The organism is Pseudomonas sp. PA27(2017), assembly GCF_001945445.1.
In the GTDB taxonomy this organism is placed as follows: Bacteria; Pseudomonadota; Gammaproteobacteria; order Pseudomonadales; family Pseudomonadaceae; genus Aquipseudomonas.
The window spans coordinates 177,525-201,008 of sequence record NZ_MSXW01000058.1; the positions used below are offsets into that span (position 1 = coordinate 177,525).

Consider the following 23,484-nt stretch of genomic DNA (forward strand, 5'->3'; position numbering starts at 1 on the left):
CGCCCGGCAACGGTGCCTGGGTAATCGACTCTTGGCAGAGCCCGAACGGTTCAGCCCCATGGCCTGCATTTTGCTGTTTTTACCCCGCGGCGTCACCACCGGGCTTCATCTTGACGCACCAGGGCCCGGCGAAGGCACGCTGCGGGCAACCCTGCGGCGCGATGTGGGTCTGAATGGCGAGCCGATAGAGAAGCGAAGGAAGAGAAACGTGAGAAAACTGCTGTTCCTGGCCTGCTGTGCGGTACTCGCCTACGGCCTGTTTCGCCCCGAGCCACCACCCGACCTGTTCGACGAGTCGGACAAGTTCCTCCATCTGATCGCCTTCGGCGGCCTGTCTCTGGTTACCCGTATCGCTTTTCCCAGCATGCCCGGCTGGCTGCTATGGCCGCTGCTGTACATCCAGGCGCCCCTGCTGGAATGGTTGCAGCATGTGATCCAGCCGGTACGCGAGTTCAGCCCGCTGGACGTACTGGCCAACCTCTGCGGCATCAGCCTGGCGCTGGTGCTGTGGATCTGCCAGGGCCTGCTGCGCAAGCGCCTCTTCAAGCCGGCCTGAGCCGCGTTGGCAGAAATGAAAAGGCCCCGCAGTGCGGGGCCTCTTGCAGTCAGCTGACGATCAGAACGGAATGTCGTCGTCGAAGCTGTCGTAGTCCTGGGCGGGCTGCGGCTTCTGCTGCTGCGGCGCGGACTGGCGCGGCGCCTGCTGCTGCGGCTCGCGCTGCGGTGCCGGGCGCGACTGACGTGGAGCGGAATCACCACCACCGGCATTGTCCGGACGACCGCCGAGCAGCTGCATGGTGCCCTGCATGTCGACGATGATCTCGGTGGTGTAGCGCTTCACGCCGTCCTTTTCCCACTCGCGGGTCTGCAGCTTGCCCTCGATGTACACCTGGGAGCCCTTGCGCAGGTACTCACCAGCGATCTCGGCGACCTTGCCGAACAGCGACACACGGTGCCACTCGGTTTTCTCGACACGCTGACCGGTCTGCTTGTCCGTCCACTGCTCGCTGGTGGCCAGGCTCAGGTTGGTCACGGCATTGCCGCTGGGCAGATAGCGCGTTTCCGGATCCTGTCCGCAGGTACCGACCAGAATGACTTTGTTAACCCCACGGGCCATAACGCTCTCCTACTTTCAGCACGTCACCGGCGCCGCTTCGATCAAGCGCTGCAGCGACGTGCGATCCAATTGTTGGGTATCCACTTTCACATAGAGGGCGGCCTCTTCGACCACCACTACGGCATCCGCCACTCCCGGCGCTGCCTGAATTCGCTCCGCCAGCCCCACTTCCTGCAACGCCGCGCTGGAAAGCGGCAACCGCAGGCTGGTCACGTACGGCGGTTCACGCATAGTAACAGCAAAGGCCAGCCAGAGAACCGTCAACAGTGCACAGCCGCCGAACACGCCTGCCAGCCCGTAGTGCTGATACAGCCAGCCGCCAAGAATGCCGCCCAGGGCCGAGCCGAGGAACTGGCTGGTCGAATACACGCCCATGGCCGTGCCTTTGCCGCCCGCCGGCGCCACCTTGCTGATCAGCGAGGGCAGCGAAGCTTCCAACAGGTTGAACGCGGTGAAGAACACCACGATGCCCAGCACCAGGTTGCGCAGGCCGTGGCCGAACGCCCAGAAGAACAGCTCGCAGCCGAGCAGCACGATGATCGAGCCGACCAGTACACGGCGCATCTGGCGCTTCTTCTCGCCGTAGATGATGAACGGCACCATCAGGAAGAATCCGCCGAGCAGCGCAGTGAGGTACACCCACCAGTGCTGCTCCTTGGGCAGGCCGCCCTGCTCCACCAGTGCCAGCGGCAAGGCGATGAAGCTGGCCATGAGGATGGCGTGCAGGGCGAAGATGGCGAAATCCAGCCGCAGCAGGTCCGGGTGTTTGAGCGTCGGCCACAGGGCCTGCCTGGCGACGCCGGATTCGCGGTGCTGCAGCGGGCCGGCACTCGAAGGCACCAGGCCAGCGACGATGACGATGCCCAGCAGCGCCATGGCGCCGGTGGCCAGGAACAAACCGGACAGCCCAAAGGCGCGCGTCAACAATGGCCCGACTACCATCGCCACGGCGAACGACAGGCCGATGCTCATACCGATCATGGCCATGGCCTTGGTGCGGTGCTGCTCACGGGTAAGGTCGGACAGCAACGCCATCACCGCGGCGGAAATCGCCCCAGCGCCCTGTAGCACGCGCCCGGCGATCACGCCCCAGATGGAATCGGCATTGGCCGCCAGCAGGCTGCCGGCGGCGAAGATCACCAGGCCGAAGTAGATCACCGGGCGCCGACCGATGCGATCGGAGATCACCCCGAAGGGAATCTGCAGAAAGGCCTGGGTCAGGCCGTAGGCACCGATCGCCAGGCCGATCAGGGCCGGGGTTGAACCGGCGAGCTCCTGCCCATAAGTAGCCAATACCGGCAACACCATGAACATGCCCAGCATGCGGAATGCGAACACCAACGCCAGCCCACCGGCTGCACGAGTTTCCGCGCCACTCATGCGTTCGCTGTGCGAATCGCGCATCGTCGATAACCTGTTGAAACAAGCCGGCGATTCTACCAGTCGAAACCCTACTGGCACAGCAGCGGCGCTTTGCCGCACGCCTGTTGCCGCCCGTATACTCGGCGGTTTATCCGCCCGCCAGGCGAGGCTGTGACAAGGGCCTCCGGTAAAGACAGCGACGAAAACCCAGTCAGCTTAGAGGTTCCTTTTGGACAAGATCCTGATTCGTGGGGCCCGTACCCACAACCTGAAGAATATCGACCTGACATTGCCACGCGACAAGCTGATCGTGATCACCGGCCTGTCGGGCTCGGGCAAGTCGTCCCTGGCCTTCGACACGCTGTACGCCGAAGGCCAGCGTCGCTATGTGGAGTCGCTGTCGGCCTATGCCCGGCAGTTCCTGTCGATGATGGAAAAGCCCGATGTCGACACCATCGAAGGCCTGTCGCCGGCGATCTCCATCGAGCAGAAGTCCACCTCCCACAACCCGCGTTCGACCGTCGGCACCATCACCGAGATCTACGACTACCTGCGCCTGCTCTACGCCCGCGCCGGTACGCCGCGCTGCCCCGATCACGACCTGCCGCTGGAAGCCCAGACGGTCAGCCAGATGGTCGATCAGGTGCTGGCCATGCCCGAAGGCAGCAAGCTGATGCTGCTGGCCCCGGTGATTCGCGAACGCAAGGGTGAGCACTTGGCGGTGTTCGACGAGCTGCGCGCCCAAGGCTTCGTGCGCGTGCGGGTGGACGGCAAGTTATACGAGCTGGACGAGCTGCCCAAGCTCGACAAGCAGAAGAAGCACAGCATCGACGCCGTGGTCGATCGTTTCAAGGCCCGCGGCGATCTGCAGCAGCGCCTGGCCGAATCCTTCGAGACCGCGCTCAAGTTGGCCGACGGCCTGGCGCTGATCGCGCCCATGGACGGGGAAGAAGGCGAAGAGATCATCTTCTCCGCGCGCTTCGCCTGCCCCGTGTGCGGCCATTCGATCAGTGAACTGGAGCCCAAGCTGTTCTCCTTCAACAACCCGGCCGGCGCCTGCCCGACCTGCGACGGTCTGGGCGTGAAGCAGTATTTCGACGCCAAGCGCCTGGTCAACGGCGAGCTGACCCTGGCCGAAGGCGCAATACGCGGATGGGACCGGCGTAACGTCTACTACTTCCAGATGCTCGGCTCACTGTCGTCACACTATGGCTTCAGCCTGGACAAGCCGTTCGCCGAACTCGACGCCGAGCACCAGAAGGTGATTCTCGGCGGCAGCGGTTCGCAGAACGTCGAATTCAAGTACCTCAACGACCGTGGTGATATCGTCAAGCGCTCGCATCCGTTCGAAGGCATCGTGCCCAACCTCGAACGCCGCTACCGCGAAACCGAGTCGACCAGCGTGCGCGAGGAACTGGCCAAGTTTCTCAGCACCCAGCCCTGCCCCGACTGCCGCGGCACACGCCTGCGTCGCGAGGCGCGCCATGTATGGGTGGGCGAGAAGACCCTGCCTGCCGTCACCGGCCTGCCGATTGGCGCAGCCAGCGATTACTTCGGCGGCCTGACCCTGGACGGCCGCCGTGGCGAGATCGCCAGCAAGATCCTCAAGGAAATCTGCGAACGCCTACAATTCCTGGTCAACGTCGGCCTCGATTACCTGACTCTGGATCGCAGCGCCGACACGCTATCCGGCGGCGAGGCCCAGCGCATCCGCCTGGCGAGCCAGATCGGCGCCGGCCTGGTGGGCGTCATGTACATCCTCGACGAGCCGTCCATCGGCCTGCACCAGCGTGACAACGAGCGCCTGCTCGGCACCCTGCGCCACCTGCGCGACATCGGCAACACGGTGATCGTGGTCGAGCACGATGAAGACGCCATCCGCATGGCCGACTACGTGGTTGACATCGGCCCGGGTGCGGGCGTGCACGGCGGGCAGATCGTTGCCGAGGGTACAGCTGAAGAAGTCATGGCGCACCCAGACTCGGTCACCGGCAAGTATCTGTCCGGCCGCACCAAGATCGTCGTGCCGGCCAAGCGCACACCGCGCAACAAGAAGCTGTCGCTGAAGATCAAGGGTGCTCGTGGCAACAACCTGCAGAACGTCAACCTGGAAATCCCCATCGGCCTGCTGACCTGCGTGACCGGGGTCTCCGGCTCGGGCAAGTCGACGCTGATCAACAACACCCTGTTCCCGCTCAGCGCCACCGCACTGAATGGCGCCACTACGCTGGAAGCCGCTGCCCACGACAGCATCGACGGCCTGCAGCACCTGGACAAGGTGGTGGACATCGACCAGAGCCCCATCGGCCGTACGCCGCGCTCCAACCCGGCGACCTACACCGGCCTGTTCACGCCGATCCGCGAGCTGTTCGCCGGCGTGCCGGAAGCACGCTCGCGCGGCTACGGCCCCGGCCGTTTTTCGTTCAACGTCAAGGGTGGCCGCTGCGAGGCCTGCCAGGGCGATGGCCTGATCAAGGTGGAGATGCACTTCCTGCCGGACATCTACGTGCCCTGCGACGTGTGCAAGAGCAAGCGTTACAACCGCGAAACCCTGGAGATCAAGTACAAGGGCAAGAGCATCCACGAGGTGCTGGAAATGACCATCGAGGACGCCCGCGCGTTCTTCGATGCCGTACCGGCCCTTGCGCGCAAGCTGCAGACGCTGATGGACGTGGGCCTTTCGTACATCAAGCTCGGCCAGTCGGCGACCACTCTGTCCGGTGGCGAGGCGCAGCGGGTCAAGTTGTCCCGCGAGCTCTCCAAGCGTGACACCGGCAAGACCCTGTACATCCTCGACGAACCGACCACCGGCCTGCACTTCGCGGACATCCAGCAATTGCTCGACGTTCTGCACCGCTTGCGCGACCACGGCAACACCGTGGTGGTGATCGAGCACAACCTGGACGTGATCAAGACCGCCGACTGGCTGGTGGATCTGGGGCCCGAAGGGGGCTCCAAAGGCGGACAGATCATCGCCGTCGGCACGCCGGAAGAAGTGGCCGAGATGCCGCAGTCCCACACGGGGCACTTCCTCAAGCCGCTGCTGGAACGTGATCGCGCCTGAGCGCCTCCCTGAAACGAGAAAGCCCCGCGAGCGGGGCTTTTTCTTGCCGATGATTTACATCTGGCTCTGCAGGTATTTTTCCAGGCCCAGCTTGTCGATCAGCTGCAGCTGGATCTCCAGCCAGTAAGCATGGTCTTCCTCGGTATCCTTGAGTTGCAGCAGCAGGATATCGCTGGTCTGATAATCCTGATGGCGCTCGCACAGTTCGATGCCCTTGCTCAGGGCCGCACGCACTTGATACTCGAGAGCCAGGTCCAGTTTCAGGGCATCCGGCACGGTCTGCCCGAAGGTGAAGGCATCCGGCACCATGTCCGGAACGCCTTCCAGGAACAGAATCCGCTTGAGCAGGGCATCGGCGTGCTGGGTCTCCTCCTCCATCTCGTGGTTGATGCGTTCGTAGAGCTTGCTGAAGCCCCAGTCTTCGTACTGACGCGAGTGGATGAAATACTGATCGCGCGCGGCCAGCTCCCCTTTGAGCAGGATTTTGAGGTAGTCGATGACTTCGATGTGGCCCTTCATGCGCGGAATCCTTGGTGCAGCGAATGGAATAGGTGAATGCTCGGCCCATCACCCATCGGGGTCAAGCAAAAAGCACAACGCCTCCGAAAGGAGGCGTTGGCTTGAGCCGCTCACCGAGCCGGGCGCATGCGCCCGGCCATGGATCAGGCGAGGTCGAAGCGGTCGAGGTTCATGACCTTGGTCCAGGCGGCCACGAAGTCCTCGATGAAGCGCGCATCGGCGCTGGCATAGACCTCGGCCTGGGCACGCAGAATGGCGTTGGAGCCGAACACCAGATCCACCCGGGTACCCGTCCACTTCAATTCGCCGCTCTTGCGGTCACGCCCCTCGAACAGATTGCCGTCACCGGCCGCTGCCTTCCAAGCAGTGCCCATGTCGAGCAGGTTGACGAAGAAGTCGTTGGTCAGCGCGCCAGGCTTGTCGGTCAATACACCGTGGCTCGTACCCTCCACGTTGATGTTGATCGCTCGCAGGCCGCCGACCAGTACCGTCAGTTCCGGCGCCGTCAGGGTCAGCAGTTGCGCCTTGTCGATCAGCAGCGCCTCGGCTGGCACGCTGTAGCGGCCTTTGAGGTAGTTGCGGAAGCCATCGGCGATCGGTTCGAGCACCGCGAAGGACTCGACATCGGTCTGCGCCTGGGACGCATCGCTGCGGCCTGGCGAAAACGGCACCTTCACGGTACGACCCGCCTTGCTGGCGGCCTGCTCGATACCGGCATTACCGGCCAGTACGATAAGGTCGGCCAGGCTCACCTGCTTGCCGCCGGTAGCGGAGCGGTTGAACTCGCCGCGAATGCCTTCCAGCCTCGCCAGCACTTTGGCCAGTTGCTCGGGCTGGTTAGCCGCCCAATCCTTCTGTGGTGCCAGGCGAATACGGGCGCCATTGGCACCGCCGCGCTTGTCGGAGCCACGGAAGGTCGAAGCCGAAGCCCAGGCAGTGCCGACCAGCTCGGCCACCGACAGGCCAGAGGCCAGCACCTGTGCCTTGAGGGTCGCCACGTCCGCGTCGTCGATCAGCGGATGATGAACAGCCGGCAGCGGGTCTTGCCACAACAGCTCTTCTTTCGGAACTTCTGGGCCCAGGTAACGCGACTTCGGCCCGAGATCGCGGTGGGTCAACTTGAACCAGGCGCGGGCGAACGCTTCGGCGAAGGCTTGCGGATTCTCCAGGAAGCGACGCGAGATCTTCTCGTAGGCGGGGTCGAAACGCAGCGACAAGTCGGTAGTCAGCATCGTCGGCAGGCGCTTCTTCGACGGGTCATGGGCATCGGGGATGATCGCCTCGGCGTTCTTGGCCACCCACTGATGAGCACCGGCCGGGCTCTTGGTCAATTCCCACTCGAACTTGAACAGGTTCTCGAAGAACTCGTTACCCCACTGCGCGGGCGTGCTGGTCCAGGTCACTTCCAGGCCACTGGTGATCGCATCGCCGGCCTTGCCGCTGCCGAACGAGCTGCTCCAGCCCAGGCCCTGCTCTTCCAGGCCGGCCGCTTCCGGCTCGGCGCCAACGTGATCGGCCGGGCCGGCACCGTGGGTCTTGCCGAAGGTGTGACCGCCGGCGATCAGCGCCACGGTTTCTTCATCGTTCATCGCCATGCGCGCGAAGGTCTCGCGGATGTCATGGGCGGCGGCGAGCGGATCGGGATTGCCTTCAGGGCCTTCCGGGTTCACATAGATGAGGCCCATCTGCACGGCAGCGAGCGGGTTCTCCAGGTTACGGCCCTGACCGTCGGTACGGTCCTGCTCCTGGCCATGCAGCTCTGCGTCGGCGACCAGTACGCCCTGATCGTCTTCACGGCCGGCAGCGCCCTTGCCATAGCGCTCGTCGCCGCCCAGCCAGGTCTTTTCAGTACCCCAGTAAACGTCCTGATCCGGTTCCCAGGTATCTACGCGGCCACCGGCGAAGCCGAAGGTGCGGAAGCCCATGGTTTCCAGGGCAACGTTGCCGGTCAGCACCAACAGATCGGCCCAGGAAATTTTCTGCCCGTACTTCTGCTTGATCGGCCACAGCAAGCGGCGCGACTTGTCGATGTTGACGTTGTCCGGCCAGCTGTTGAGCGGCGCGAAGCGTTGCTGCCCACGGCCAGCGCCGCCACGGCCATCTCCCGTGCGATAGGTACCGGCAGCGTGCCAGGCCATACGGATGAATTGCGGGCCGTAGTGGCCGAAGTCAGCGGGCCACCACTCCTGCGAGTCGGTCATCAGGGCGCGCAGGTCTTTCTTCAGCGCCTCATAGTCCAGCGAGTTGAAGGCGTCGGCATAGTTGAAGTCCTCACCCAGCGGGTTGGACTTGAAGGAGTGCTGGTGCAGCAGGTCGACACGCAGCTGATTGGGCCACCAGTCACGGTTACCGGTACCGCCACCAGCGGCATGCTTCGGCTTTTCCGCAGAGGCGTTCCCCGAAAAGGGGCATTTGCCCTCGGTCTTGTCACTCATCGTCTATCTCCTTAGCTGGCCTGATCGTTCCCGACTGAGCGGGATTGACATTGAGTATTAACGAGCACAGGCGAAGCGACAAATGAATAAGAACTTGCAGCACGATAGTTTTTTACTAAAAACCACATATAAAAAAACCGGGCCTAAGCCCGGTTCTTTTTTGCAACGATGCCTTACTCGGCAGCTTCTACTGCGCCGCCGACCGGACGGTCGACCAGCTCAACATAAGCCATCGGAGCATTGTCGCCAGCGCGGAAGCCGCACTTGAGGATACGCAGGTAACCGCCCTGACGGGTGGCATAGCGCTTGCCCAGATCGTTGAACAGTTTACCAACGATAGCTTTCGAACGAGTACGGTCGAAAGCCAGACGACGGTTGGCGACGCTGTCTTCTTTAGCCAGGGTGATCAGCGGCTCGGCAACGCGGCGCAGTTCCTTGGCTTTCGGCAGAGTAGTTTTGATCAGCTCATGCTCGAACAGCGATACCGCCATGTTCTGAAACATGGCCTTGCGGTGAGCGCTGGTGCGGCTGAGGTGACGGCCACTTTTACGATGACGCATGGTTCAATTCCTTACCAAACTACACGTTCGGTGATGATGACGATCAGGCAGTGGCCTTGTCGTCTTTCTTCAGACTTGCCGGCGGCCAGTTGTCGAGGCGCATACCGAGGGACAGACCACGGGAAGCCAGAACGTCCTTGATTTCGGTCAGGGACTTCTTACCCAGGTTCGGCGTTTTGAGCAGCTCTACTTCGGTGCGCTGGATCAGGTCACCAATGTAGTAGATGTTCTCTGCCTTGAGGCAGTTGGCCGAACGGACGGTCAGTTCAAGGTCATCAACCGGACGCAGCAGGATCGGATCGATCTCGTCTTCCTGCTCGATAACAACCGGCTCGCTGTCGCCCTTCAGGTCGACGAATGCAGCCAGCTGCTGTTGCAGGATGGTAGCGGCACGACGGATGGCCTCTTCAGGATCCAGGGTACCGTTGGTTTCGAGATCGATAACCAGCTTGTCCAGGTTGGTGCGCTGCTCGACGCGAGCGTTTTCCACCACGTAAGACACGCGACGCACCGGGCTGAAGGAAGAGTCGAGCTGCAAGCGACCAATGCTGCGGCTTTCATCTTCATCGCTCTGGCGCGAATCGGCCGGCTCGTAGCCGCGACCACGAGCTACGACGAGCTTCATGTTCAGCGCGCCATTAGCGGCCAGATTGGCGATTACGTGGTCGCCGTTGACGATTTCAACATCATGATCCAGCTGAATGTCGGCAGCGGTTACGACGCCAGAGCCCTTCTTCGCCAGAGTCAGTGTAACTTCGTCTCGACCGTGCAGTTTGATGGCCAGACCTTTGAGGTTGAGCAGGATTTCAATGACGTCTTCCTGAACACCTTCAATGGCGCTGTACTCATGGAGTACACCGTCAATCTCGGCCTCGACTACTGCACAGCCAGGCATGGAGGACAACAGGATGCGACGCAGCGCGTTGCCCAGGGTATGGCCGAAACCACGCTCGAGAGGCTCGAGGGTGATCTTGGCGCGGGTCTGACTGACCACCTGCACATCGATATGGCGGGGGGTCAGGAACTCATTTACCGAAATCTGCATGGATGCACCTATTTTCTAGCCCTTACTTGGAGTAGAGCTCGACAATCAGGCTCTCGTTGATGTCAGCGGAGAGATCACCACGAACCGGAACGCTTTTGAACACGCCGGATTTCTTCTCGGTGTCTACATCTACCCACTCAACACGGCCACGCTGAGCACACAGCTCAAGAGCCTGAACGATGCGCAGCTGATTCTTCGACTTCTCGCGAACTGCAACCACGTCACCAGCTTTGACCTGGTAGGACGGTACGTTGACAGTCTTGCCGTTTACGCTGATCGCTTTGTGCGAAACCAGCTGACGGGACTCGGCACGAGTAGCGCCGAAACCCATACGGTAAACGACGTTATCCAGACGGCACTCGAGCAGTTGCAGCAGGTTTTCGCCGGTAGCGCCTTTCTGGCTAGCTGCCTGCTTGTAGTAACCGCTGAACTGACGCTCCAGTACACCGTAGATACGACGAACTTTTTGCTTCTCACGCAGCTGGGTGCCGTAGTCGGACTGACGGCCACGGCGCTGACCGTGGATACCTGGGGCTGCTTCGATGTTGCACTTCGATTCCAGAGCGCGGACGCCACTCTTCAGGAACAGATCAGTGCCTTCACGACGAGACAGTTTGCATTTGGGACCAATGTAACGAGCCATTTCTCACTGTCTCCTGATTACACGCGACGCTTCTTCGAAGGACGGCACCCGTTATGCGGGATTGGCGTCACATCGGTGATGCTGGCGATCTTGTAACCGCAGCCGTTAAGAGCACGGACAGCGGACTCACGACCCGGACCTGGGCCCTTGACGTTGACGTCGAGGTTCTTCAGGCCGTATTCCAGCGCAGCTTGACCAGCACGCTCAGCAGCCACCTGGGCAGCGAACGGGGTGGACTTGCGGGAACCGCGGAAACCCGAACCACCGGAAGTAGCCCAGGACAGGGCGTTACCTTGACGGTCGGTAATGGTCACGATGGTGTTGTTGAAAGAAGCGTGGATGTGGGCGATGCCATCAACCACCGTCTTTTTGACTTTCTTACGAGTACGAGCAGCAGGTTTTGCCATGACTAAATTCCTGTCGATTCGCGAACGCGATTACTTGCGGATCGGCTTACGCGGGCCCTTACGGGTGCGTGCGTTGGTCTTGGTGCGCTGACCGCGAACCGGCAGACCTTTACGATGACGCAGGCCGCGGTAGCAACCCAGATCCATCAAGCGTTTGATTTTCATGTTCACTTCACGGCGCAGATCACCCTCGGTATTCACCTTGGCGACTTCACCACGCAGCTGCTCGATCTGCTCGTCAGAGAGATCCTTGATCTTTGCTGCCGGATTAATACCGGTAGCGGCACAGATCTTCTGTGCAGTAGTGCGACCAACACCAAAGATGTAGGTCAGCGAGATAACAGCGTGCTTGTTATCCGGAATGTTAACGCCTGCAATACGGGCCATTCAGTGGAACTCCAATTGACAGCTACCTACGCCCCGGAAGCCAAGAAATGGGGCGCGAGATATTATCGCTGTAAAAACAAATAATCAACCCGGCAGCGCACTAGCTGCCGGGCTTATAGCGTCGATCACACTCAGCCTTGGCGCTGTTTGTGACGCGGTTCCGCGCTGCAAATCACTCGCACTACACCTTCACGGCGAATAATTTTGCAGTTGCGGCACAGCTTTTTCACCGATGCACGAACTTTCATCACCAACTCCTCGAACCTTATGGACACTTCAGCGGAGCATGCCGCTGCCGTAGCCCTTCAGGTTGGCTTTCTTCATCAGGGATTCGTACTGGTGCGAAACGAGGTGCGATTGTACTTGCGACATGAAGTCCATCACAACCACCACCACGATCAGCAACGAGGTCCCGCCAAGGTAGAACGGTACGTTGGCCGCCACCACCAGGAACTGGGGCAACAAGCATACGGCCGTCATGTACAGAGCACCGAACATGGTCAAGCGAGTCAGAACGCCATCGATATAGCGTGCAGACTGCTCACCGGGACGGATACCCGGAATAAAGGCACCGGACTTCTTCAGGTTTTCCGCTACGTCTTTCGGGTTGAACATCAGCGCTGTGTAGAAGAAGCAGAAGAAGATGATCCCTGCACTAAACAGCAAAATGTTCAACGGCTGACCAGGAGCGATAGCCTGTGAAATATCCTGCAGCCAGCCCATACCTTCGGACTGACCAAACCAGGCACCCAGCGAGGCCGGGAACAACAGAAGGCTGCTGGCGAAAATGGCCGGGATTACGCCCGCCATGTTCACCTTCAACGGCAGGTGGCTGGTCTGCGCAGCGAAGACCTTGCGGCCCTGCTGACGCTTGGCGTAGTGCACCGCGATGCGACGCTGGCCACGCTCAATGAACACCACGAAACCGATGATCGCTACTGCCAGCAAACCGATGGCGATGAGAGCGAAAATATTGATATCGCCCTGACGTGCAGACTCGAAAGACTGCCCGATCGCCGACGGCAGACCGGCTACGATGCCCGCAAAAATCAGCATCGAAATACCGTTGCCAACACCGCGCTCGGTGATTTGCTCGCCCAGCCACATCATGAACATCGCACCCGCCACGAACGTGGTGACTGCGACGAAGTGGAAGCCGAAATCGCCCGAGAACGCTACGCCCTGGCTCGCCAGACCAACGGACATGCCGATAGCCTGGACGAAAGCCAGAACCAAGGTGCCGTAGCGGGTGTACTGGCTGATCTTGCGACGACCAGCCTCACCTTCCTTCTTCAACTGCTCCAGCTGCGGACTGACGGCGGTCATCAGCTGCATGATGATCGATGCCGAGATGTACGGCATGATCCCCAGTGCAAAGATACTCATCCGCTCCAGCGCGCCGCCGGAAAACATGTTGAACAAGCTAAGAATGGTCCCCTCATTCTGTCGAAACAGATCGGCCAGACGGTCAGGGTTTATACCGGGAACTGGGATATGCGCGCCGATTCGATAGACGATGATCGCCATGAACAGAAAGCGCAGACGAGCCCAGAGTTCGGACAACCCGCCACCAGCCAGAGCAGAGAGAGCACCTTGCTTAGCCATTTATTCCTCGAACTTACCGCCAGCTGCTTCGATAGCCGCACGCGCACCTTTGGTGGCGGCGATACCTTTGAGGGTGACCGCACGAGTAATCTCACCGGACAGCATGACTTTCACACGCTGTACGTTTTGATTAATCAGGTTGGCATCCTTCAGCGCCTGCAGAGTAACTACGTCGCCTTCGATCTTGTTCAGCTCGGAAGTACGCACTTGCGCGCGATCCATAGCCTTCAGAGACACGAAACCGAACTTGGGAAGACGACGGTGCAGAGGCTGCTGGCCGCCTTCGAAACCCGGAGCAATGGTGCCACCGGAGCGGGAGGTCTGACCTTTGTGACCACGGCCACCGGTCTTGCCCAAACCACTACCGATACCACGGCCCGGACGGTGCTTCTCGCGACGGGAACCCGGCGCTGGACTCAAATCGTTCAGGTACATGGATCAACCCTCCACACGGAGAAGGTAATAAGCCTTGTTGATCATGCCGCGGTTTTCCGGAGTATCCAGAACTTCGACGGTATGATTGATGCGACGCAGGCCGAGGCCTTTGACGCAGGCTTTGTGATTGGCCAGACGGCCATTGGTGCTCTTGATCAGAGTCACTTTGACGGTGTTAGCCATGGTTAGAGAATCTCCTCGACACTCTTGCCACGCTTGGCTGCAACCGAATCCGGAGACTGCATAGCCTTCAGACCTTTGAAAGTGGCATGAACCACGTTCACGGGGTTGGTAGAGCCGTAGCACTTGGCCAGAACGTTCTGAACACCAGCGACTTCCAGGACGGCACGCATGGCGCCACCAGCGATGATGCCGGTACCTTCGGAAGCAGGCTGCATGTAAACCTTCGAAGCGCCGTGGGCGGACTTCATGGCGTACTGCAGAGTGGTGCCGTTCAGATCAACTTGGATCATGTTGCGACGAGCAGCTTCCATCGCTTTCTGGATGGCAGCCGGCACTTCACGGGACTTGCCACGGCCGAAACCTACACGGCCCTTGCCATCACCTACCACGGTCAGCGCGGTGAAGGTGAAGATACGGCCGCCTTTAACGGTCTTGGCAACGCGGTTCACCTGAACCAGCTTCTCGATATAGCCTTCGTCGCGCTTTTGGTCGTTATTTGCCATAACTTAGAACTCCAGCCCGCCTTCACGAGCAGCATCAGCCAGCGCCTTGACGCGGCCGTGGTACTTGAAGCCAGAACGGTCGAATGCAACCTGGGTCACACCAGCGGCTTTCGCACGCTCGGCAACCAGCTCACCAACTTTCTTGGCCGCGTCGACGTTGCCGGTGGCGCCGTCACGCAGTGCTTTGTCCAAGGTAGAGGCGCTGGCCAGAACCTTGCTGCCGTCGGCCGAGATGACCTGGGCATAGATGTGCTGCGAAGAGCGGTACACGCACAGACGCACGGCTTCGAGCTCGTGCATTTTCAGGCGTGCTTTGCGAGCGCGACGCAGACGAGTAACTTTTTTGTCGGTCATTTCCTAGCCCCTTACTTCTTCTTGGCTTCTTTACGGCGGACGACTTCGTCAGCGTAACGAACACCTTTGCCCTTGTAAGGTTCAGGACGGCGGAAGTCACGAATCTCCGCGGCAACCTGACCAACCAGTTGCTTGTCGACACCCTTGATCAGGATCTCGGTCTGGTTCGGGGTTTCGGCCACAACGCCTTCCGGCAGTTGGTAGTCGATAGGGTGAGAGAAGCCCAACGCCAGGTTCAGCACCTGACCCTTGGCCTGCGCCTTGTAACCAACACCGATCAGCTGGAGCTTGCGCTCGAAGCCTTGGCTTACGCCGATGACCATGTTGTTGACCAGAGCGCGGGTAGTACCGGCCATCGCACGAGTCTGCTGGTCGCCGTTGCGAGCAGCGAAACGCAGCTCACCGGATTCCTGCAGCACTTCAACGGACGAGTGAACGTTCAGTTCCAGAGTGCCCTTGGCACCCTTCACCGAAAGCTGCTGACCGGCGAGTTTGATCTCTACACCAGCAGGCAGCTTGACGGGGTTCTTAGCAACGCGAGACATGCTTATCCCCCCTTAGAACACAGTGCAAAGCACTTCGCCGCCGACACCGGCAGCGCGCGCAGCGCGGTCCGTCATCACACCCTTGTTGGTGGAGACGATGGAAACACCGAGACCGCCGCGAACTTTCGGCAGATCATCGACGGATTTGTACTGGCGAAGGCCGGGACGGCTGACGCGCTTGACTTCTTCGATGACCGGACGGCCTTCGAAGTACTTCAGCTCGATGGACAGCTGCGGCTTTGCTTCGCCGCTGATCTGATAACCCGCAATATAACCTTCGTCTTTCAGAACTTTGGCTACAGCCACCTTCAGGGTAGAAGAAGGCATGCTTACGACGGACTTTTCAGCCATCTGGGCATTACGGATACGAGTTAGCATGTCCGCTAACGGGTCCTGCATACTCATGGGCTAGACGCTCCTGATACAAAAAGAATTAGCCTCTCGGCTAAGAATCACCAGAACTCACGGAAATCCGGGCTCAGGCGAGCCGGGCATTCTAGAGACTGATCAAAAATGAATCAAGCCCCAAAAGGGGCTTGATTCATATTGCTTGTACGCCGGAGCTAGCTCCGGCGTTTGCCGCGTCGGCTTACCAGCTGGCTTTGACCAGACCTGGTACGTCGCCGCGCATGGCTGCTTCACGCAGCTTGATACGCGACAGACCGAACTTACGGAATACACCGTGCGGACGGCCGGTGATGCGGCAGCGGTTGCGCAGACGCGAAGCGCTGGCATCACGTGGCTGCTTCTGCAGGGCAACGCTGGCTTCCCAACGTGCTTCTGGAGTTGCGTTCTGATCCACGATGATGGCTTTCAGCTCGGCACGCTTTTTGGCGTACTTGGCAACCGTGCGCTGACGCTTCAGCTCGCGGTTTTTCATGCTCGTCTTGGCCATGTTCCTACTCCAATCAGTTGCGGAACGGGAATTTGAAAGCACGCAGCAGAGCGCGGCCTTCATCATCCGTACGGGCAGTGGTGGTCAGGGTGATGTCCAGACCACGCAGCGCATCGATCTTGTCGTAATCGATTTCCGGGAAGATGATCTGCTCTTTCACGCCCATGCTGTAGTTGCCGCGGCCGTCGAAGGACTTGGCATTCAGGCCGCGGAAGTCACGCACGCGCGGCAGGGAGATGGACAGCAGACGATCCAGGAACTCGTACATACGCTCGCGACGCAGAGTGACCTTGACGCCAATCGGCCAACCTTCACGAACCTTGAAACCTGCGATCGACTTACGGGCATGAGTCACAACGACTTTCTGACCGGTGATCTTCTCGAGGTCGGCAACGGCGTTCTCGATGACTTTCTTGTCACCGATCGCTTCGCCCAGGCCCATGTTCAGGGTGATCTTGGTGATGCGCGGAACTTCCATCACGTTCGCCAGCTTCAGTTCTTCCTTCAGCTTGGGCGCGATTTCCTTCCGGTAAATCTCTTTCAGTCGTGCCATGGTGTTTTACCTATGATTCTCAAGCGCCAACCGGCTTCTGGGTGGACTTGAAGACACGAATTTTCTTGCCGTCTTCGACTTTGAAACCAACGCGATCAGCCTTGTTGGTTTCGCTGTTGAAAATGGCAACGTTGGAAGCGTGCAGTGGCGCTTCTTTCTCGACGATACCGCCTTGAACGCCCGACATCGGGTTCGGCTTGGTATGACGCTTCACCAGGTTGATGCCACCGACGACCAGACGGTCGTCAGCGAGAACCTTGAGCACCTTACCGCGCTTACCTTTGTCTTTGCCGGCGATCACGATGATCTCGTCGTCACGACGAATCTTTTGCATGTCGGATCTCCTTAAAGCACTTCAGGGGCGAGCGAGACGATCTTCATGAACTTCTCGGTACGCAGTTCACGGGTCACTGGCCCGAAGATGCGGGTACCGATCGGCTCTTGCTTGTTGTTCAGCAGAACAGCAGCGTTGCCGTCGAAGCGGATGATCGAACCGTCGGCACGGCGAACGCCGTGACGGGTACGAACGACCACTGCGGTCATGACCTGACCTTTCTTCACTTTGCCGCGCGGAATTGCTTCCTTGACGGTGACCTTGATGATGTCGCCGATGCCGGCGTAGCGACGATGCGAACCGCCCAACACCTTGATGCACATGACGCGACGTGCACCGCTGTTGTCAGCCACATCGAGCATGGATTGAGTCTGAATCATAAAATTTCTCCGACCCTTAGCTCTTAGACTTCGACGGCGCGTTCGACGACTTCAACCAGAGCCCAGGACTTGGTCTTGGACTGCGGACGGGTTTCGCGGATGGAAACCTTGTCGCCGATCTTGCACTGGTTGGATTCGTCGTGAGCGTGCAGCTTGGTCGAACGCTTGACGTATTTACCGTAGATCGGGTGCTTTACGCGACGCTCGATCAGAACGGTGATGGTCTTGTCCATCTTGTCGCTGACGACACGGCCGGTCAGCGTACGGACTGTTTTTTCAACTTCGGCCATGATCACTTACCTGCCTGCTGGTTGAGCACAGTTTTCACACGAGCGATGTCGCGCTTAACTTGCGAGAGCAGGTGAGACTGCCCCAACTGGCCAGTTGCTTTCTGCATGCGCAGATTGAACTGGTCGCGCAGCAGGCCGAGCAGTTGCTCGTTCAGCTGCTCTGCGTTTTTTTCACGAAGTTCTTTCGCTTTCATCACATCACCGTCCGTTTAACAAAGGTGGTGGCGAGCGGCAGCTTTGCAGCAGCCAGGGCGAAAGCCTCACGCGCCAGCTCTTCGGAAACGCCTTCGATCTCGTACAGGACTTTGCCTGGCTGGATCTGGGCTACCCAATATTCAACGCCACCCTTACCTTTACCCATACGCACCTCGAGAGGCTTCTTGGTAACCGGCTTGTCCGGGAAAACGCGAATCCAGATCTTCCCGCCACGCTTGACGTGACGAGTCAGAGCACGACGAGCGGACTCGATCTGACGGGCGGTGAGACGACCGCGGGCAACGGACTTCAGCGCGAACTCGCCGAAGCTGACCTTGCTACCGCGCTGAGCCAGACCACGGTTGTGGCCGGTCATCTGCTTGCGGAACTTCGTACGCTTTGGTTGCAACATGATGCGTACTCCTTATTTCTTAGCAGCTTTACGAGGCGCAGGTGCTTGCGGCTTCAGCTCTTCATGGCGGCCACCGATGACCTCACCCTTGAAGATCCAAACCTTCACACCGATCACACCGTAAGTGGTGTGCGCTTCGTAGGTGGCATAGTCAATGTCAGCGCGCAGGGTGTGCAACGGCACACGACCTTCGCGATACCACTCGGTACGTGCGATTTCCGCACCGCCGAGACGACCACTCACCTGGATCTTGATGCCCTTGGCACCAATACGCATGGCGTTCTGTACAGCGCGCTTCATGGCGCGACGGAACATAACGCGACGCTCCAGCTGCTGAGCTACGCTCTGCGCAACCAGCATACCGTCGAGCTCCGGCTTGCGGATCTCTTCGATATTGATGTGCACTGGCACACCCATTTGCTTGGTCAGGTCCTGACGCAGCTTCTCAACATCTTCACCTTTCTTGCCGATCACGATGCCGGGACGAGCGGTGTAGATGGTGATGCGTGCGGTTTGGGCCGGACGAGCGATGTCGACACGGCTTACGGACGCGCTTTTTAGTTTGTCGAGGAGATACTCACGCACCTTCAGATCAGCGAACAGGTAGTCCGCATAAGTCCGGCCGTCTGCGTACCAGACGGAGGTGTGATCCTTGACGATTCCCAGGCGAATGCCAGTGGGATGTACTTTCTGACCCATCTGATCGACTCCGTTACTTGTCCGCAACCTTGACAGTGATATGGCAAGACCGCTTGACGATGCGATCAGCGCGGCCTTTGGCACGCGGCATGATGCGCTTCAGCGAACGCCCTTCGTTGACGAAAACGGTGCTGACCTTCAGGTCATCAACGTCGGCGCCTTCGTTGTGCTCGGCGTTGGCCACGGCCGACTCCAGCACTTTCTTCATGATTTCCGCGGCTTTCTTACTGCTGAAAGCCAGCAGGTTGAGCGCTTCGCCCACCTTCTTCCCGCGGATCTGGTCGGCGACCAAGCGGGCTTTCTGGGCGGAGATGCGAGCGCCCGACAACTTAGCGGCTACTTCCATTTCCTTACCCCTTAACGCTTGGCTTTCTTGTCAGCCACGTGCCCACGATAGGTACGGGTGCCGGCAAATTCGCCCAGTTTGTGGCCGACCATGTCTTCGTTCACGAGAACGGGGACGTGTTGGCGACCGTTATGCACGGCGATGGTCAGACCGACCATCTGCGGCAGAATCATCGAACGGCGCGACCAGGTTTTAACCGGTTTGCGATCGTTCTTTTCTGCTGCCACTTCGACCTTCTTCAGTAGGTGAAGATCGATAAAAGGACCTTTTTTCAGAGAACGTGGCACTGTCGTATCCCTCTAGTTACTTGCGACGACGGACGATCATGTTGTCGGTGCGTTTGTTACCACGAGTCTTCGCGCCCTTCGTCGGGAAGCCCCATGGAGACACCGGATGACGACCACCAGAGGTACGACCTTCACCACCACCGTGTGGGTGGTCGACCGGGTTCATGGCAACACCACGAACGGTCGGGCGAACGCCACGCCAGCGCTTGGCACCAGCTTTACCCAGCGAACGCAGGCTGTGCTCGGAGTTCGAGACTTCACCCAGGGTCGCGCGGCATTCGGCCAGCACTTTACGCATTTCACCGCTGCGCAGACGCAGGGTGACGTAGACGCCTTCACGTGCGATCAGCTGAGCCGAAGCACCAGCGGAACGAGCGATTTGAGCACCTTTACCCGGCTTCAGCTCGATACCGTGAACGGTCGAACCCACCGGAATGTTACGCAGCGGCAGGCTGTTGCCGGCCTTGATCGGCGCCATCGAACCTGCAACCAGCTGATCGCCGGCGCTCACACCTTTCGGTGCGATGATGTAACGACGCTCACCATCGGCATATTTCAGCAGAGCGATGTGCGCGGTACGGTTCGGGTCATATTCAACGCGCTCGACAGTGGCAGGGATGCCATCTTTGTCGTTGCGACGAAAATCGACCAGACGGTAATGCTGCTTGTGACCACCACCGATATGACGGGTGGTGATACGGCCGTTGTTGTTACGACCGCCAGACTTCGACTTCTTCTCGAGCAGTGGAGCATGAGGAGCGCCTTTGTGCAGCTCCTGATTGACCACCTTGACCACAAAACGGCGGCCCGCGGAAGTCGGTTTGCATTTAACGATTGCCATGATGCACCCCTTCCTTACTCAGCACTGCTGGTGGCGAAATCGAGATCCTGGCCTGGCTGAAGGGAGATGATCGCCTTCTTCCAGTCGTTACGCTTGCCCAGACCGCGAGCGGTGCGCTTGCTCTTGCCCAGAACGTTCTGGGTAGTGACATGCTGAACCTTCACGCTGAACAGGCTTTCGACGGCCTTCTTGATTTCCAGCTTGGTTGCGTCAGTCGCAACTTTGAAAACGAACTGGCTTTTCTTGTCTGCCAGAGTCGTGGCCTTCTCGGAGATGTGCGGGCCAAGCAGCACTTTGAATACGCGTTCCTGGTTCATCCCAGCAGCTCCTCGAATTTCTTCACGGCAGAAACGGTAACCAGTACCTTTTCATACGCGATCAGACTGACCGGATCGGAACCCTGCACGTCACGAACGTCGACGTGTGGCAGGTTGCGAGCAGCCAGGTACAGATTTTGATCTACGGCGTCGGAGACGATCAGAACGTCGCTCAGACCCAGACCATTCAGCTTGCCCAGCAGCTCTTTGGTTTTCGGAGCTTCGACAGCGAAGTCTTCAACCACTACCAGACGGTCGCTACGGACCAGCTCAGCAAGAATCGAACGGATCGCAGCGCGATACATCTTCTTGTTCAGCTTCTGATCATGGTTCTGCGGACGTGCTGCGAAGGTCACACCACCGCCACGCCAGATCGGACCACGGGAGGTACCGGCACGCGCGCGGCCAGTACCCTTCTGACGCCACGGGCGCTTACCGCCACCGGAAACGTCGGAACGAGTCTTCTGCTGCTTGCTGCCCTGACGGCCGCCAGCCATGTAGGCGACGACAGCTTGGTGAACCAGGGTCTCGTTGTAGTCGCCACCGAAAGTCGCATCGGAGACTTCGATCGCTTGAGCGCCATTTACATTTAATTGCATGTCAGCTTCCCCTTAACCGCGAGCCTTGGCAGCCGGACGCACAACCAGGTTGCCGCCAGTAGCGCCAGGAACGGCACCCTTGACCAGCAGCAGGTTGCGTTCAGCATCCACGCGCACTACTTCCAGGGACTGCACAGTCACGCGCTCAGCACCCATGTGACCGGACATTTTCTTGCCCTTGAATACACGGCCCGGCGTCTGGCACTGGCCAATCGAACCCGGAACGCGGTGGGACACGGAGTTACCGTGGGTGTTGTCTTGGCCGCGGAAGTTCCAACGCTTGATGGTACCGGCGAAGCCTTTACCTTTGGACTGACCGGTCACGTCGACCAGTTGACCAGCTTGGAAAATTTCAGCGTTGATCAGATCGCCAGCCTGGTAGTCGCCTTCTTCAAGACGGAATTCCAGAACGGTACGACCTGCCGCGACGTTCGCCTTGGCGAAGTGACCGGCTTGAGCCTTGCTGACACGAGAAACGCGACGCTCGCCGACAGTGACTTGCACTGCACGATAGCCATCGGACTCCTCAGTTTTGAACTGGGTGACGCGATTCGGCTCGATCTCAATGACCGTGACCGGAATGGAGACACCTTCTTCGGTGAAAATGCGGGTCATGCCGCACTTACGACCGACTACACCAATAGTCATGTTGTAACCTCATGAGTGTACGGGGCTTTCACCCGCTATGGCCGCCCATTTCAGAGCGTTACACGACTAAAACCGCCAGGTTTTAGCCGAGGCTGATCTGCACTTCCACGCCAGCCGCAAGATCGAGCTTCATAAGAGCATCAACGGTTTTATCCGTTGGCTGGACGATGTCCAGTACACGCTTATGAGTGCGGATTTCGTACTGATCGCGAGCGTCTTTGTTGACGTGTGGCGAAGTCAGAACGGTGAACCGCTCTTTGCGAGTTGGCAGAGGAATCGGACCACGCACCTGAGCACCAGTACGTTTCGCGGTTTCCACGATTTCCTGGGTTGATTGATCGATCAGGCGATGGTCAAAAGCCTTCAACCGTATACGGATTTGTTGGTTTTGCATTTTGACCTCAGATTCCAAGCTGCGATTCCCAGTTAACGGACGCAATACGCCCGTTAAAAGGAGGCGTGATTCTATAGACGCCCCCAGGGAGTGTCAACCCGGTTAGAAAATAACCAGCAGATATCTTCCGCCCATAAAAAAGCCCCCGCTGGGCGGGGGCTCTTTTGGAATCAGATCAATCGATTATTCGACGATCTTTGCTACAACACCAGCACCAACGGTACGACCACCTTCGCGAATGGCGAAGCGCAGGCCGTCTTCCATGGCGATCGGCTTGATCAGGGTGACAACCATTTTGATGTTGTCGCCCGGCATTACCATCTCAACGCCTTCCGGCAGTTCGCACGAACCGGTCACGTCAGTGGTACGGAAGTAGAACTGCGGACGGTAGCCCTTGAAGAACGGGGTGTGACGACCACCTTCTTCTTTGGACAGAACGTACACTTCAGCTTCGAACTTGGTGTGCGGCTTGATGGTGCCCGGCTTGGCCAGAACCTGACCACGCTCTACGTCGTCACGCTTGGTGCCGCGCAGCAGAACGCCACAGTTCTCACCAGCACGACCTTCGTCGAGCAGCTTGCGGAACATCTCGACACCGGTACAGGTGGTCTTGGTGGTAGCACGCAGACCAACGATCTCGATTTCTTCCTGGATCTTGACGATACCGCGCTCTACACGACCGGTCACTACAGTACCGCGGCCGGAGATCGAGAATACGTCTTCGATCGGCATCAGGAACGGACGGTCGATGGCACGAACCGGCTCTGGAATGTAGCTGTCCAGAGTTTCAACCAGGGTCTTAACAGCAGTGGTACCCATGCCGTTGTCGTCCTGGCCGTTCAGAGCCATCAGCGCCGAACCGATGATGATCGGAGTGTCGTCGCCCGGGAAGTCGTAGGTGCTCAGCAGATCGCGAACTTCCATCTCGACCAGCTCCAGCAGCTCAGCGTCGTCAACCATGTCAGCCTTGTTCAGGAAGACAACGATGTACGGAACGCCTACCTGACGGGACAGCAGGATGTGCTCACGAGTTTGCGGCATCGGACCATCAGCGGCCGAGCAAACCAGGATAGCGCCGTCCATCTGGGCAGCACCGGTGATCATGTTCTTGACGTAGTCAGCGTGACCCG

General features: G+C 59.2%; 35 protein-coding genes. 2 read left to right on the forward strand and 33 right to left on the reverse strand.

The annotated features are described in order from the left end of the window. The first annotated feature begins 208 nt into the window (after window positions 1-208). On the forward strand, window positions 209-556 hold the full coding sequence (locus tag BVH06_RS21105) for a hypothetical protein (protein WP_075931524.1): 348 nt from the start codon (window positions 209-211) through the stop codon (window positions 554-556). Window positions 557-616: 60 nt separating this feature from the next. Here the strand turns inward: BVH06_RS21105 and BVH06_RS21110 are convergent, their stop codons facing one another. Then, on the reverse strand, window positions 617-1,117 hold the full coding sequence (locus BVH06_RS21110; protein ID WP_075931523.1) for a single-stranded DNA-binding protein: 501 nt from the start codon (window positions 1,115-1,117) through the stop codon (window positions 617-619). Between the two features lie 15 nt (window positions 1,118-1,132). Beyond that, complete coding sequence (locus BVH06_RS21115; protein ID WP_075935381.1) at window positions 1,133-2,521, reverse strand: MFS transporter; 1,389 nt, start codon at window positions 2,519-2,521, stop codon at window positions 1,133-1,135. 187 nt (window positions 2,522-2,708) lie between these two features. Between BVH06_RS21115 and uvrA the strand changes: the two genes are divergently transcribed. Then, window positions 2,709-5,543, forward strand: coding sequence for an excinuclease ABC subunit UvrA (gene uvrA, locus BVH06_RS21120; RefSeq protein WP_075935382.1), 2,835 nt, complete (start codon window positions 2,709-2,711; stop codon window positions 5,541-5,543). 54 nt (window positions 5,544-5,597) lie between these two features. Here the strand turns inward: uvrA and bfr are convergent, their stop codons facing one another. From bfr to tuf, 31 genes are all read right to left on the reverse strand, one after another. Beyond that, the gene (bfr, locus tag BVH06_RS21125; protein WP_075935383.1) at window positions 5,598-6,062 is read right to left on the reverse strand and encodes a bacterioferritin; all 465 of its coding nucleotides are present in this window, start codon (window positions 6,060-6,062) and stop codon (window positions 5,598-5,600) included. A gap of 143 nt (window positions 6,063-6,205) precedes the next feature. Then, a complete protein-coding gene (gene katG / locus BVH06_RS21130) occupies window positions 6,206-8,497 on the reverse strand; it encodes a catalase/peroxidase HPI (RefSeq protein ID WP_075935384.1) in 2,292 nt (763 codons plus the stop codon). A 173-nt stretch (window positions 8,498-8,670) separates the two neighbouring features. Next, complete coding sequence (gene rplQ / locus BVH06_RS21135) at window positions 8,671-9,057, reverse strand: 50S ribosomal protein L17 (protein ID WP_042552930.1); 387 nt, start codon at window positions 9,055-9,057, stop codon at window positions 8,671-8,673. A 43-nt stretch (window positions 9,058-9,100) separates the two neighbouring features. After that, complete coding sequence (gene rpoA, locus BVH06_RS21140) at window positions 9,101-10,102, reverse strand: DNA-directed RNA polymerase subunit alpha (protein ID WP_013789775.1); 1,002 nt, start codon at window positions 10,100-10,102, stop codon at window positions 9,101-9,103. 22 nt (window positions 10,103-10,124) lie between these two features. Further along, on the reverse strand, window positions 10,125-10,745 hold the full coding sequence (gene rpsD / locus BVH06_RS21145; protein WP_013789774.1) for a 30S ribosomal protein S4: 621 nt from the start codon (window positions 10,743-10,745) through the stop codon (window positions 10,125-10,127). Window positions 10,746-10,762: 17 nt separating this feature from the next. Beyond that, window positions 10,763-11,152, reverse strand: a complete 390-nt coding sequence (gene rpsK, locus BVH06_RS21150) for a 30S ribosomal protein S11 (protein ID WP_013789773.1) — start codon at window positions 11,150-11,152, stop codon at window positions 10,763-10,765. A 30-nt stretch (window positions 11,153-11,182) separates the two neighbouring features. Next, window positions 11,183-11,539 (reverse strand): 30S ribosomal protein S13, encoded by a 357-nt coding sequence (rpsM, locus tag BVH06_RS21155; RefSeq protein WP_070887128.1) that lies wholly within the window; start codon window positions 11,537-11,539, stop codon window positions 11,183-11,185. 131 nt (window positions 11,540-11,670) lie between these two features. Next, entirely contained in the window at window positions 11,671-11,787 is a 117-nt protein-coding gene (gene rpmJ, locus BVH06_RS21160; RefSeq protein WP_002555468.1) for a 50S ribosomal protein L36, read from the reverse strand. Between the two features lie 28 nt (window positions 11,788-11,815). Further along, window positions 11,816-13,144, reverse strand: coding sequence for a preprotein translocase subunit SecY (gene secY / locus BVH06_RS21165; RefSeq protein ID WP_075931518.1), 1,329 nt, complete (start codon window positions 13,142-13,144; stop codon window positions 11,816-11,818). Then, a complete protein-coding gene (gene rplO / locus BVH06_RS21170) occupies window positions 13,145-13,579 on the reverse strand; it encodes a 50S ribosomal protein L15 (RefSeq protein ID WP_070887126.1) in 435 nt (144 codons plus the stop codon). 3 nt (window positions 13,580-13,582) lie between these two features. Next, window positions 13,583-13,762, reverse strand: coding sequence for a 50S ribosomal protein L30 (gene rpmD, locus BVH06_RS21175; protein WP_013789769.1), 180 nt, complete (start codon window positions 13,760-13,762; stop codon window positions 13,583-13,585). A gap of 2 nt (window positions 13,763-13,764) precedes the next feature. Further along, on the reverse strand, window positions 13,765-14,265 hold the full coding sequence (rpsE, locus tag BVH06_RS21180; protein WP_013789768.1) for a 30S ribosomal protein S5: 501 nt from the start codon (window positions 14,263-14,265) through the stop codon (window positions 13,765-13,767). Window positions 14,266-14,268: 3 nt separating this feature from the next. Next, entirely contained in the window at window positions 14,269-14,619 is a 351-nt protein-coding gene (gene rplR, locus BVH06_RS21185; protein ID WP_003293038.1) for a 50S ribosomal protein L18, read from the reverse strand. An 11-nt stretch (window positions 14,620-14,630) separates the two neighbouring features. Next, window positions 14,631-15,164: a 50S ribosomal protein L6 gene (gene rplF / locus BVH06_RS21190; protein WP_013789767.1), complete on the reverse strand. Its 534-nt coding sequence runs from the start codon at window positions 15,162-15,164 to the stop codon at window positions 14,631-14,633. 12 nt (window positions 15,165-15,176) lie between these two features. Further along, a complete protein-coding gene (gene rpsH, locus BVH06_RS21195; protein WP_013789766.1) occupies window positions 15,177-15,569 on the reverse strand; it encodes a 30S ribosomal protein S8 in 393 nt (130 codons plus the stop codon). A gap of 184 nt (window positions 15,570-15,753) precedes the next feature. After that, window positions 15,754-16,059, reverse strand: a complete 306-nt coding sequence (gene rpsN, locus BVH06_RS21200) for a 30S ribosomal protein S14 (RefSeq protein WP_013789765.1) — start codon at window positions 16,057-16,059, stop codon at window positions 15,754-15,756. 13 nt (window positions 16,060-16,072) lie between these two features. Beyond that, entirely contained in the window at window positions 16,073-16,612 is a 540-nt protein-coding gene (gene rplE / locus BVH06_RS21205; RefSeq protein WP_013789764.1) for a 50S ribosomal protein L5, read from the reverse strand. A 19-nt stretch (window positions 16,613-16,631) separates the two neighbouring features. Next, complete coding sequence (gene rplX / locus BVH06_RS21210; protein WP_003463290.1) at window positions 16,632-16,946, reverse strand: 50S ribosomal protein L24; 315 nt, start codon at window positions 16,944-16,946, stop codon at window positions 16,632-16,634. Between the two features lie 11 nt (window positions 16,947-16,957). Then, window positions 16,958-17,326, reverse strand: coding sequence for a 50S ribosomal protein L14 (gene rplN / locus BVH06_RS21215; RefSeq protein WP_002555479.1), 369 nt, complete (start codon window positions 17,324-17,326; stop codon window positions 16,958-16,960). 23 nt (window positions 17,327-17,349) lie between these two features. Next, the gene (gene rpsQ, locus BVH06_RS21220; RefSeq protein WP_003243904.1) at window positions 17,350-17,616 is read right to left on the reverse strand and encodes a 30S ribosomal protein S17; all 267 of its coding nucleotides are present in this window, start codon (window positions 17,614-17,616) and stop codon (window positions 17,350-17,352) included. 2 nt (window positions 17,617-17,618) lie between these two features. After that, window positions 17,619-17,810 carry a 50S ribosomal protein L29 gene (gene rpmC, locus BVH06_RS21225; protein WP_013789763.1) on the reverse strand — a complete coding sequence of 64 codons (192 nt, stop codon included), beginning with the start codon at window positions 17,808-17,810 and terminating at the stop codon, window positions 17,619-17,621. Continuing rightward, window positions 17,810-18,223: a 50S ribosomal protein L16 gene (gene rplP / locus BVH06_RS21230; protein ID WP_003243901.1), complete on the reverse strand. Its 414-nt coding sequence runs from the start codon at window positions 18,221-18,223 to the stop codon at window positions 17,810-17,812. The genes rpmC and rplP overlap by 1 nt, the downstream gene beginning before the upstream one ends. 12 nt (window positions 18,224-18,235) lie before the next feature. Next, window positions 18,236-18,922: a 30S ribosomal protein S3 gene (gene rpsC, locus BVH06_RS21235; RefSeq protein ID WP_075935385.1), complete on the reverse strand. Its 687-nt coding sequence runs from the start codon at window positions 18,920-18,922 to the stop codon at window positions 18,236-18,238. Window positions 18,923-18,935: 13 nt separating this feature from the next. Then, window positions 18,936-19,268 (reverse strand): 50S ribosomal protein L22, encoded by a 333-nt coding sequence (gene rplV / locus BVH06_RS21240; RefSeq protein WP_003103908.1) that lies wholly within the window; start codon window positions 19,266-19,268, stop codon window positions 18,936-18,938. A gap of 11 nt (window positions 19,269-19,279) precedes the next feature. Continuing rightward, window positions 19,280-19,555 (reverse strand): 30S ribosomal protein S19, encoded by a 276-nt coding sequence (rpsS, locus tag BVH06_RS21245; RefSeq protein WP_013789761.1) that lies wholly within the window; start codon window positions 19,553-19,555, stop codon window positions 19,280-19,282. A 16-nt stretch (window positions 19,556-19,571) separates the two neighbouring features. Continuing rightward, window positions 19,572-20,396 (reverse strand): 50S ribosomal protein L2, encoded by an 825-nt coding sequence (gene rplB, locus BVH06_RS21250; RefSeq protein WP_013789760.1) that lies wholly within the window; start codon window positions 20,394-20,396, stop codon window positions 19,572-19,574. Window positions 20,397-20,410: 14 nt separating this feature from the next. Then, window positions 20,411-20,713, reverse strand: a complete 303-nt coding sequence (gene rplW / locus BVH06_RS21255) for a 50S ribosomal protein L23 (protein ID WP_013789759.1) — start codon at window positions 20,711-20,713, stop codon at window positions 20,411-20,413. Then, window positions 20,710-21,312 carry a 50S ribosomal protein L4 gene (rplD, locus tag BVH06_RS21260; RefSeq protein WP_013789758.1) on the reverse strand — a complete coding sequence of 201 codons (603 nt, stop codon included), beginning with the start codon at window positions 21,310-21,312 and terminating at the stop codon, window positions 20,710-20,712. Before rplD ends, rplW begins: the two co-directional genes overlap by 4 nt. A 12-nt stretch (window positions 21,313-21,324) precedes the next feature. After that, on the reverse strand, window positions 21,325-21,960 hold the full coding sequence (rplC, locus tag BVH06_RS21265; RefSeq protein WP_013789757.1) for a 50S ribosomal protein L3: 636 nt from the start codon (window positions 21,958-21,960) through the stop codon (window positions 21,325-21,327). A gap of 82 nt (window positions 21,961-22,042) precedes the next feature. After that, window positions 22,043-22,354, reverse strand: coding sequence for a 30S ribosomal protein S10 (gene rpsJ, locus BVH06_RS21270; RefSeq protein ID WP_013789756.1), 312 nt, complete (start codon window positions 22,352-22,354; stop codon window positions 22,043-22,045). 183 nt (window positions 22,355-22,537) lie between these two features. Continuing rightward, on the reverse strand, window positions 22,538-23,484 hold a 947-nt coding region (tuf, locus tag BVH06_RS21275), incomplete at its 5' end, for an elongation factor Tu (protein WP_075935393.1).

Bases quoted from the DNA above. Each gene is read 5' to 3' on its own strand.
- rpsM (WP_070887128.1), bottom strand. From the start codon at position 11,539: ATGGCCCGTATTGCAGGCGTTAACATTCCGGATAACAAGCACGCTGTT.
- rplV (WP_003103908.1), bottom strand. From the start codon at position 19,268: ATGGAAGTAGCCGCTAAGTTGTCGGGCGCTCGCATCTCCGCCCAGAAA.
- rplC (WP_013789757.1), bottom strand. From the start codon at position 21,960: ATGACTATTGGTGTAGTCGGTCGTAAGTGCGGCATGACCCGCATTTTC.
- rplB (WP_013789760.1), bottom strand. From the start codon at position 20,396: ATGGCAATCGTTAAATGCAAACCGACTTCCGCGGGCCGCCGTTTTGTG.
- rpsD (WP_013789774.1), bottom strand. From the start codon at position 10,745: ATGGCTCGTTACATTGGTCCCAAATGCAAACTGTCTCGTCGTGAAGGC.
- katG (WP_075935384.1), bottom strand. From the start codon at position 8,497: ATGAGTGACAAGACCGAGGGCAAATGCCCCTTTTCGGGGAACGCCTCT.
- rplF (WP_013789767.1), bottom strand. From the start codon at position 15,164: ATGTCTCGCGTTGCTAAGAACCCCGTCAAGCTGCCTGCTGGTGTAGAG.
- rpsE (WP_013789768.1), bottom strand. From the start codon at position 14,265: ATGGCAAATAACGACCAAAAGCGCGACGAAGGCTATATCGAGAAGCTG.
- rplD (WP_013789758.1), bottom strand. From the start codon at position 21,312: ATGCAATTAAATGTAAATGGCGCTCAAGCGATCGAAGTCTCCGATGCG.
- secY (WP_075931518.1), bottom strand. From the start codon at position 13,144: ATGGCTAAGCAAGGTGCTCTCTCTGCTCTGGCTGGTGGCGGGTTGTCC.
- rplO (WP_070887126.1), bottom strand. From the start codon at position 13,579: ATGTACCTGAACGATTTGAGTCCAGCGCCGGGTTCCCGTCGCGAGAAG.
- rplP (WP_003243901.1), bottom strand. From the start codon at position 18,223: ATGTTGCAACCAAAGCGTACGAAGTTCCGCAAGCAGATGACCGGCCAC.
- rpsQ (WP_003243904.1), bottom strand. From the start codon at position 17,616: ATGGCCGAAGTTGAAAAAACAGTCCGTACGCTGACCGGCCGTGTCGTC.
- rplQ (WP_042552930.1), bottom strand. From the start codon at position 9,057: ATGCGTCATCGTAAAAGTGGCCGTCACCTCAGCCGCACCAGCGCTCAC.
- rpoA (WP_013789775.1), bottom strand. From the start codon at position 10,102: ATGCAGATTTCGGTAAATGAGTTCCTGACCCCCCGCCATATCGATGTG.
- rpmJ (WP_002555468.1), bottom strand. From the start codon at position 11,787: ATGAAAGTTCGTGCATCGGTGAAAAAGCTGTGCCGCAACTGCAAAATT.
- BVH06_RS21115 (WP_075935381.1), bottom strand. From the start codon at position 2,521: ATGCGCGATTCGCACAGCGAACGCATGAGTGGCGCGGAAACTCGTGCA.
- bfr (WP_075935383.1), bottom strand. From the start codon at position 6,062: ATGAAGGGCCACATCGAAGTCATCGACTACCTCAAAATCCTGCTCAAA.
- rpsJ (WP_013789756.1), bottom strand. From the start codon at position 22,354: ATGCAAAACCAACAAATCCGTATACGGTTGAAGGCTTTTGACCATCGC.
- rpmD (WP_013789769.1), bottom strand. From the start codon at position 13,762: ATGGCTAACACCGTCAAAGTGACTCTGATCAAGAGCACCAATGGCCGT.
- rplX (WP_003463290.1), bottom strand. From the start codon at position 16,946: ATGCAAAAGATTCGTCGTGACGACGAGATCATCGTGATCGCCGGCAAA.
- rplE (WP_013789764.1), bottom strand. From the start codon at position 16,612: ATGGCACGACTGAAAGAGATTTACCGGAAGGAAATCGCGCCCAAGCTG.
- rpsC (WP_075935385.1), bottom strand. From the start codon at position 18,922: ATGGGTCAGAAAGTACATCCCACTGGCATTCGCCTGGGAATCGTCAAG.
- rpsH (WP_013789766.1), bottom strand. From the start codon at position 15,569: ATGAGTATGCAGGACCCGTTAGCGGACATGCTAACTCGTATCCGTAAT.
- rpmC (WP_013789763.1), bottom strand. From the start codon at position 17,810: ATGAAAGCGAAAGAACTTCGTGAAAAAAACGCAGAGCAGCTGAACGAG.
- rplN (WP_002555479.1), bottom strand. From the start codon at position 17,326: ATGATTCAGACTCAATCCATGCTCGATGTGGCTGACAACAGCGGTGCA.
- rpsN (WP_013789765.1), bottom strand. From the start codon at position 16,059: ATGGCCAAGACGAGCATGAAAAACCGCGAGCTGAAGCGTCAGCGCACG.
- BVH06_RS21110 (WP_075931523.1), bottom strand. From the start codon at position 1,117: ATGGCCCGTGGGGTTAACAAAGTCATTCTGGTCGGTACCTGCGGACAG.
- rplW (WP_013789759.1), bottom strand. From the start codon at position 20,713: ATGAACCAGGAACGCGTATTCAAAGTGCTGCTTGGCCCGCACATCTCC.
- rplR (WP_003293038.1), bottom strand. From the start codon at position 14,619: ATGACCGACAAAAAAGTTACTCGTCTGCGTCGCGCTCGCAAAGCACGC.
- rpsK (WP_013789773.1), bottom strand. From the start codon at position 11,152: ATGGCAAAACCTGCTGCTCGTACTCGTAAGAAAGTCAAAAAGACGGTG.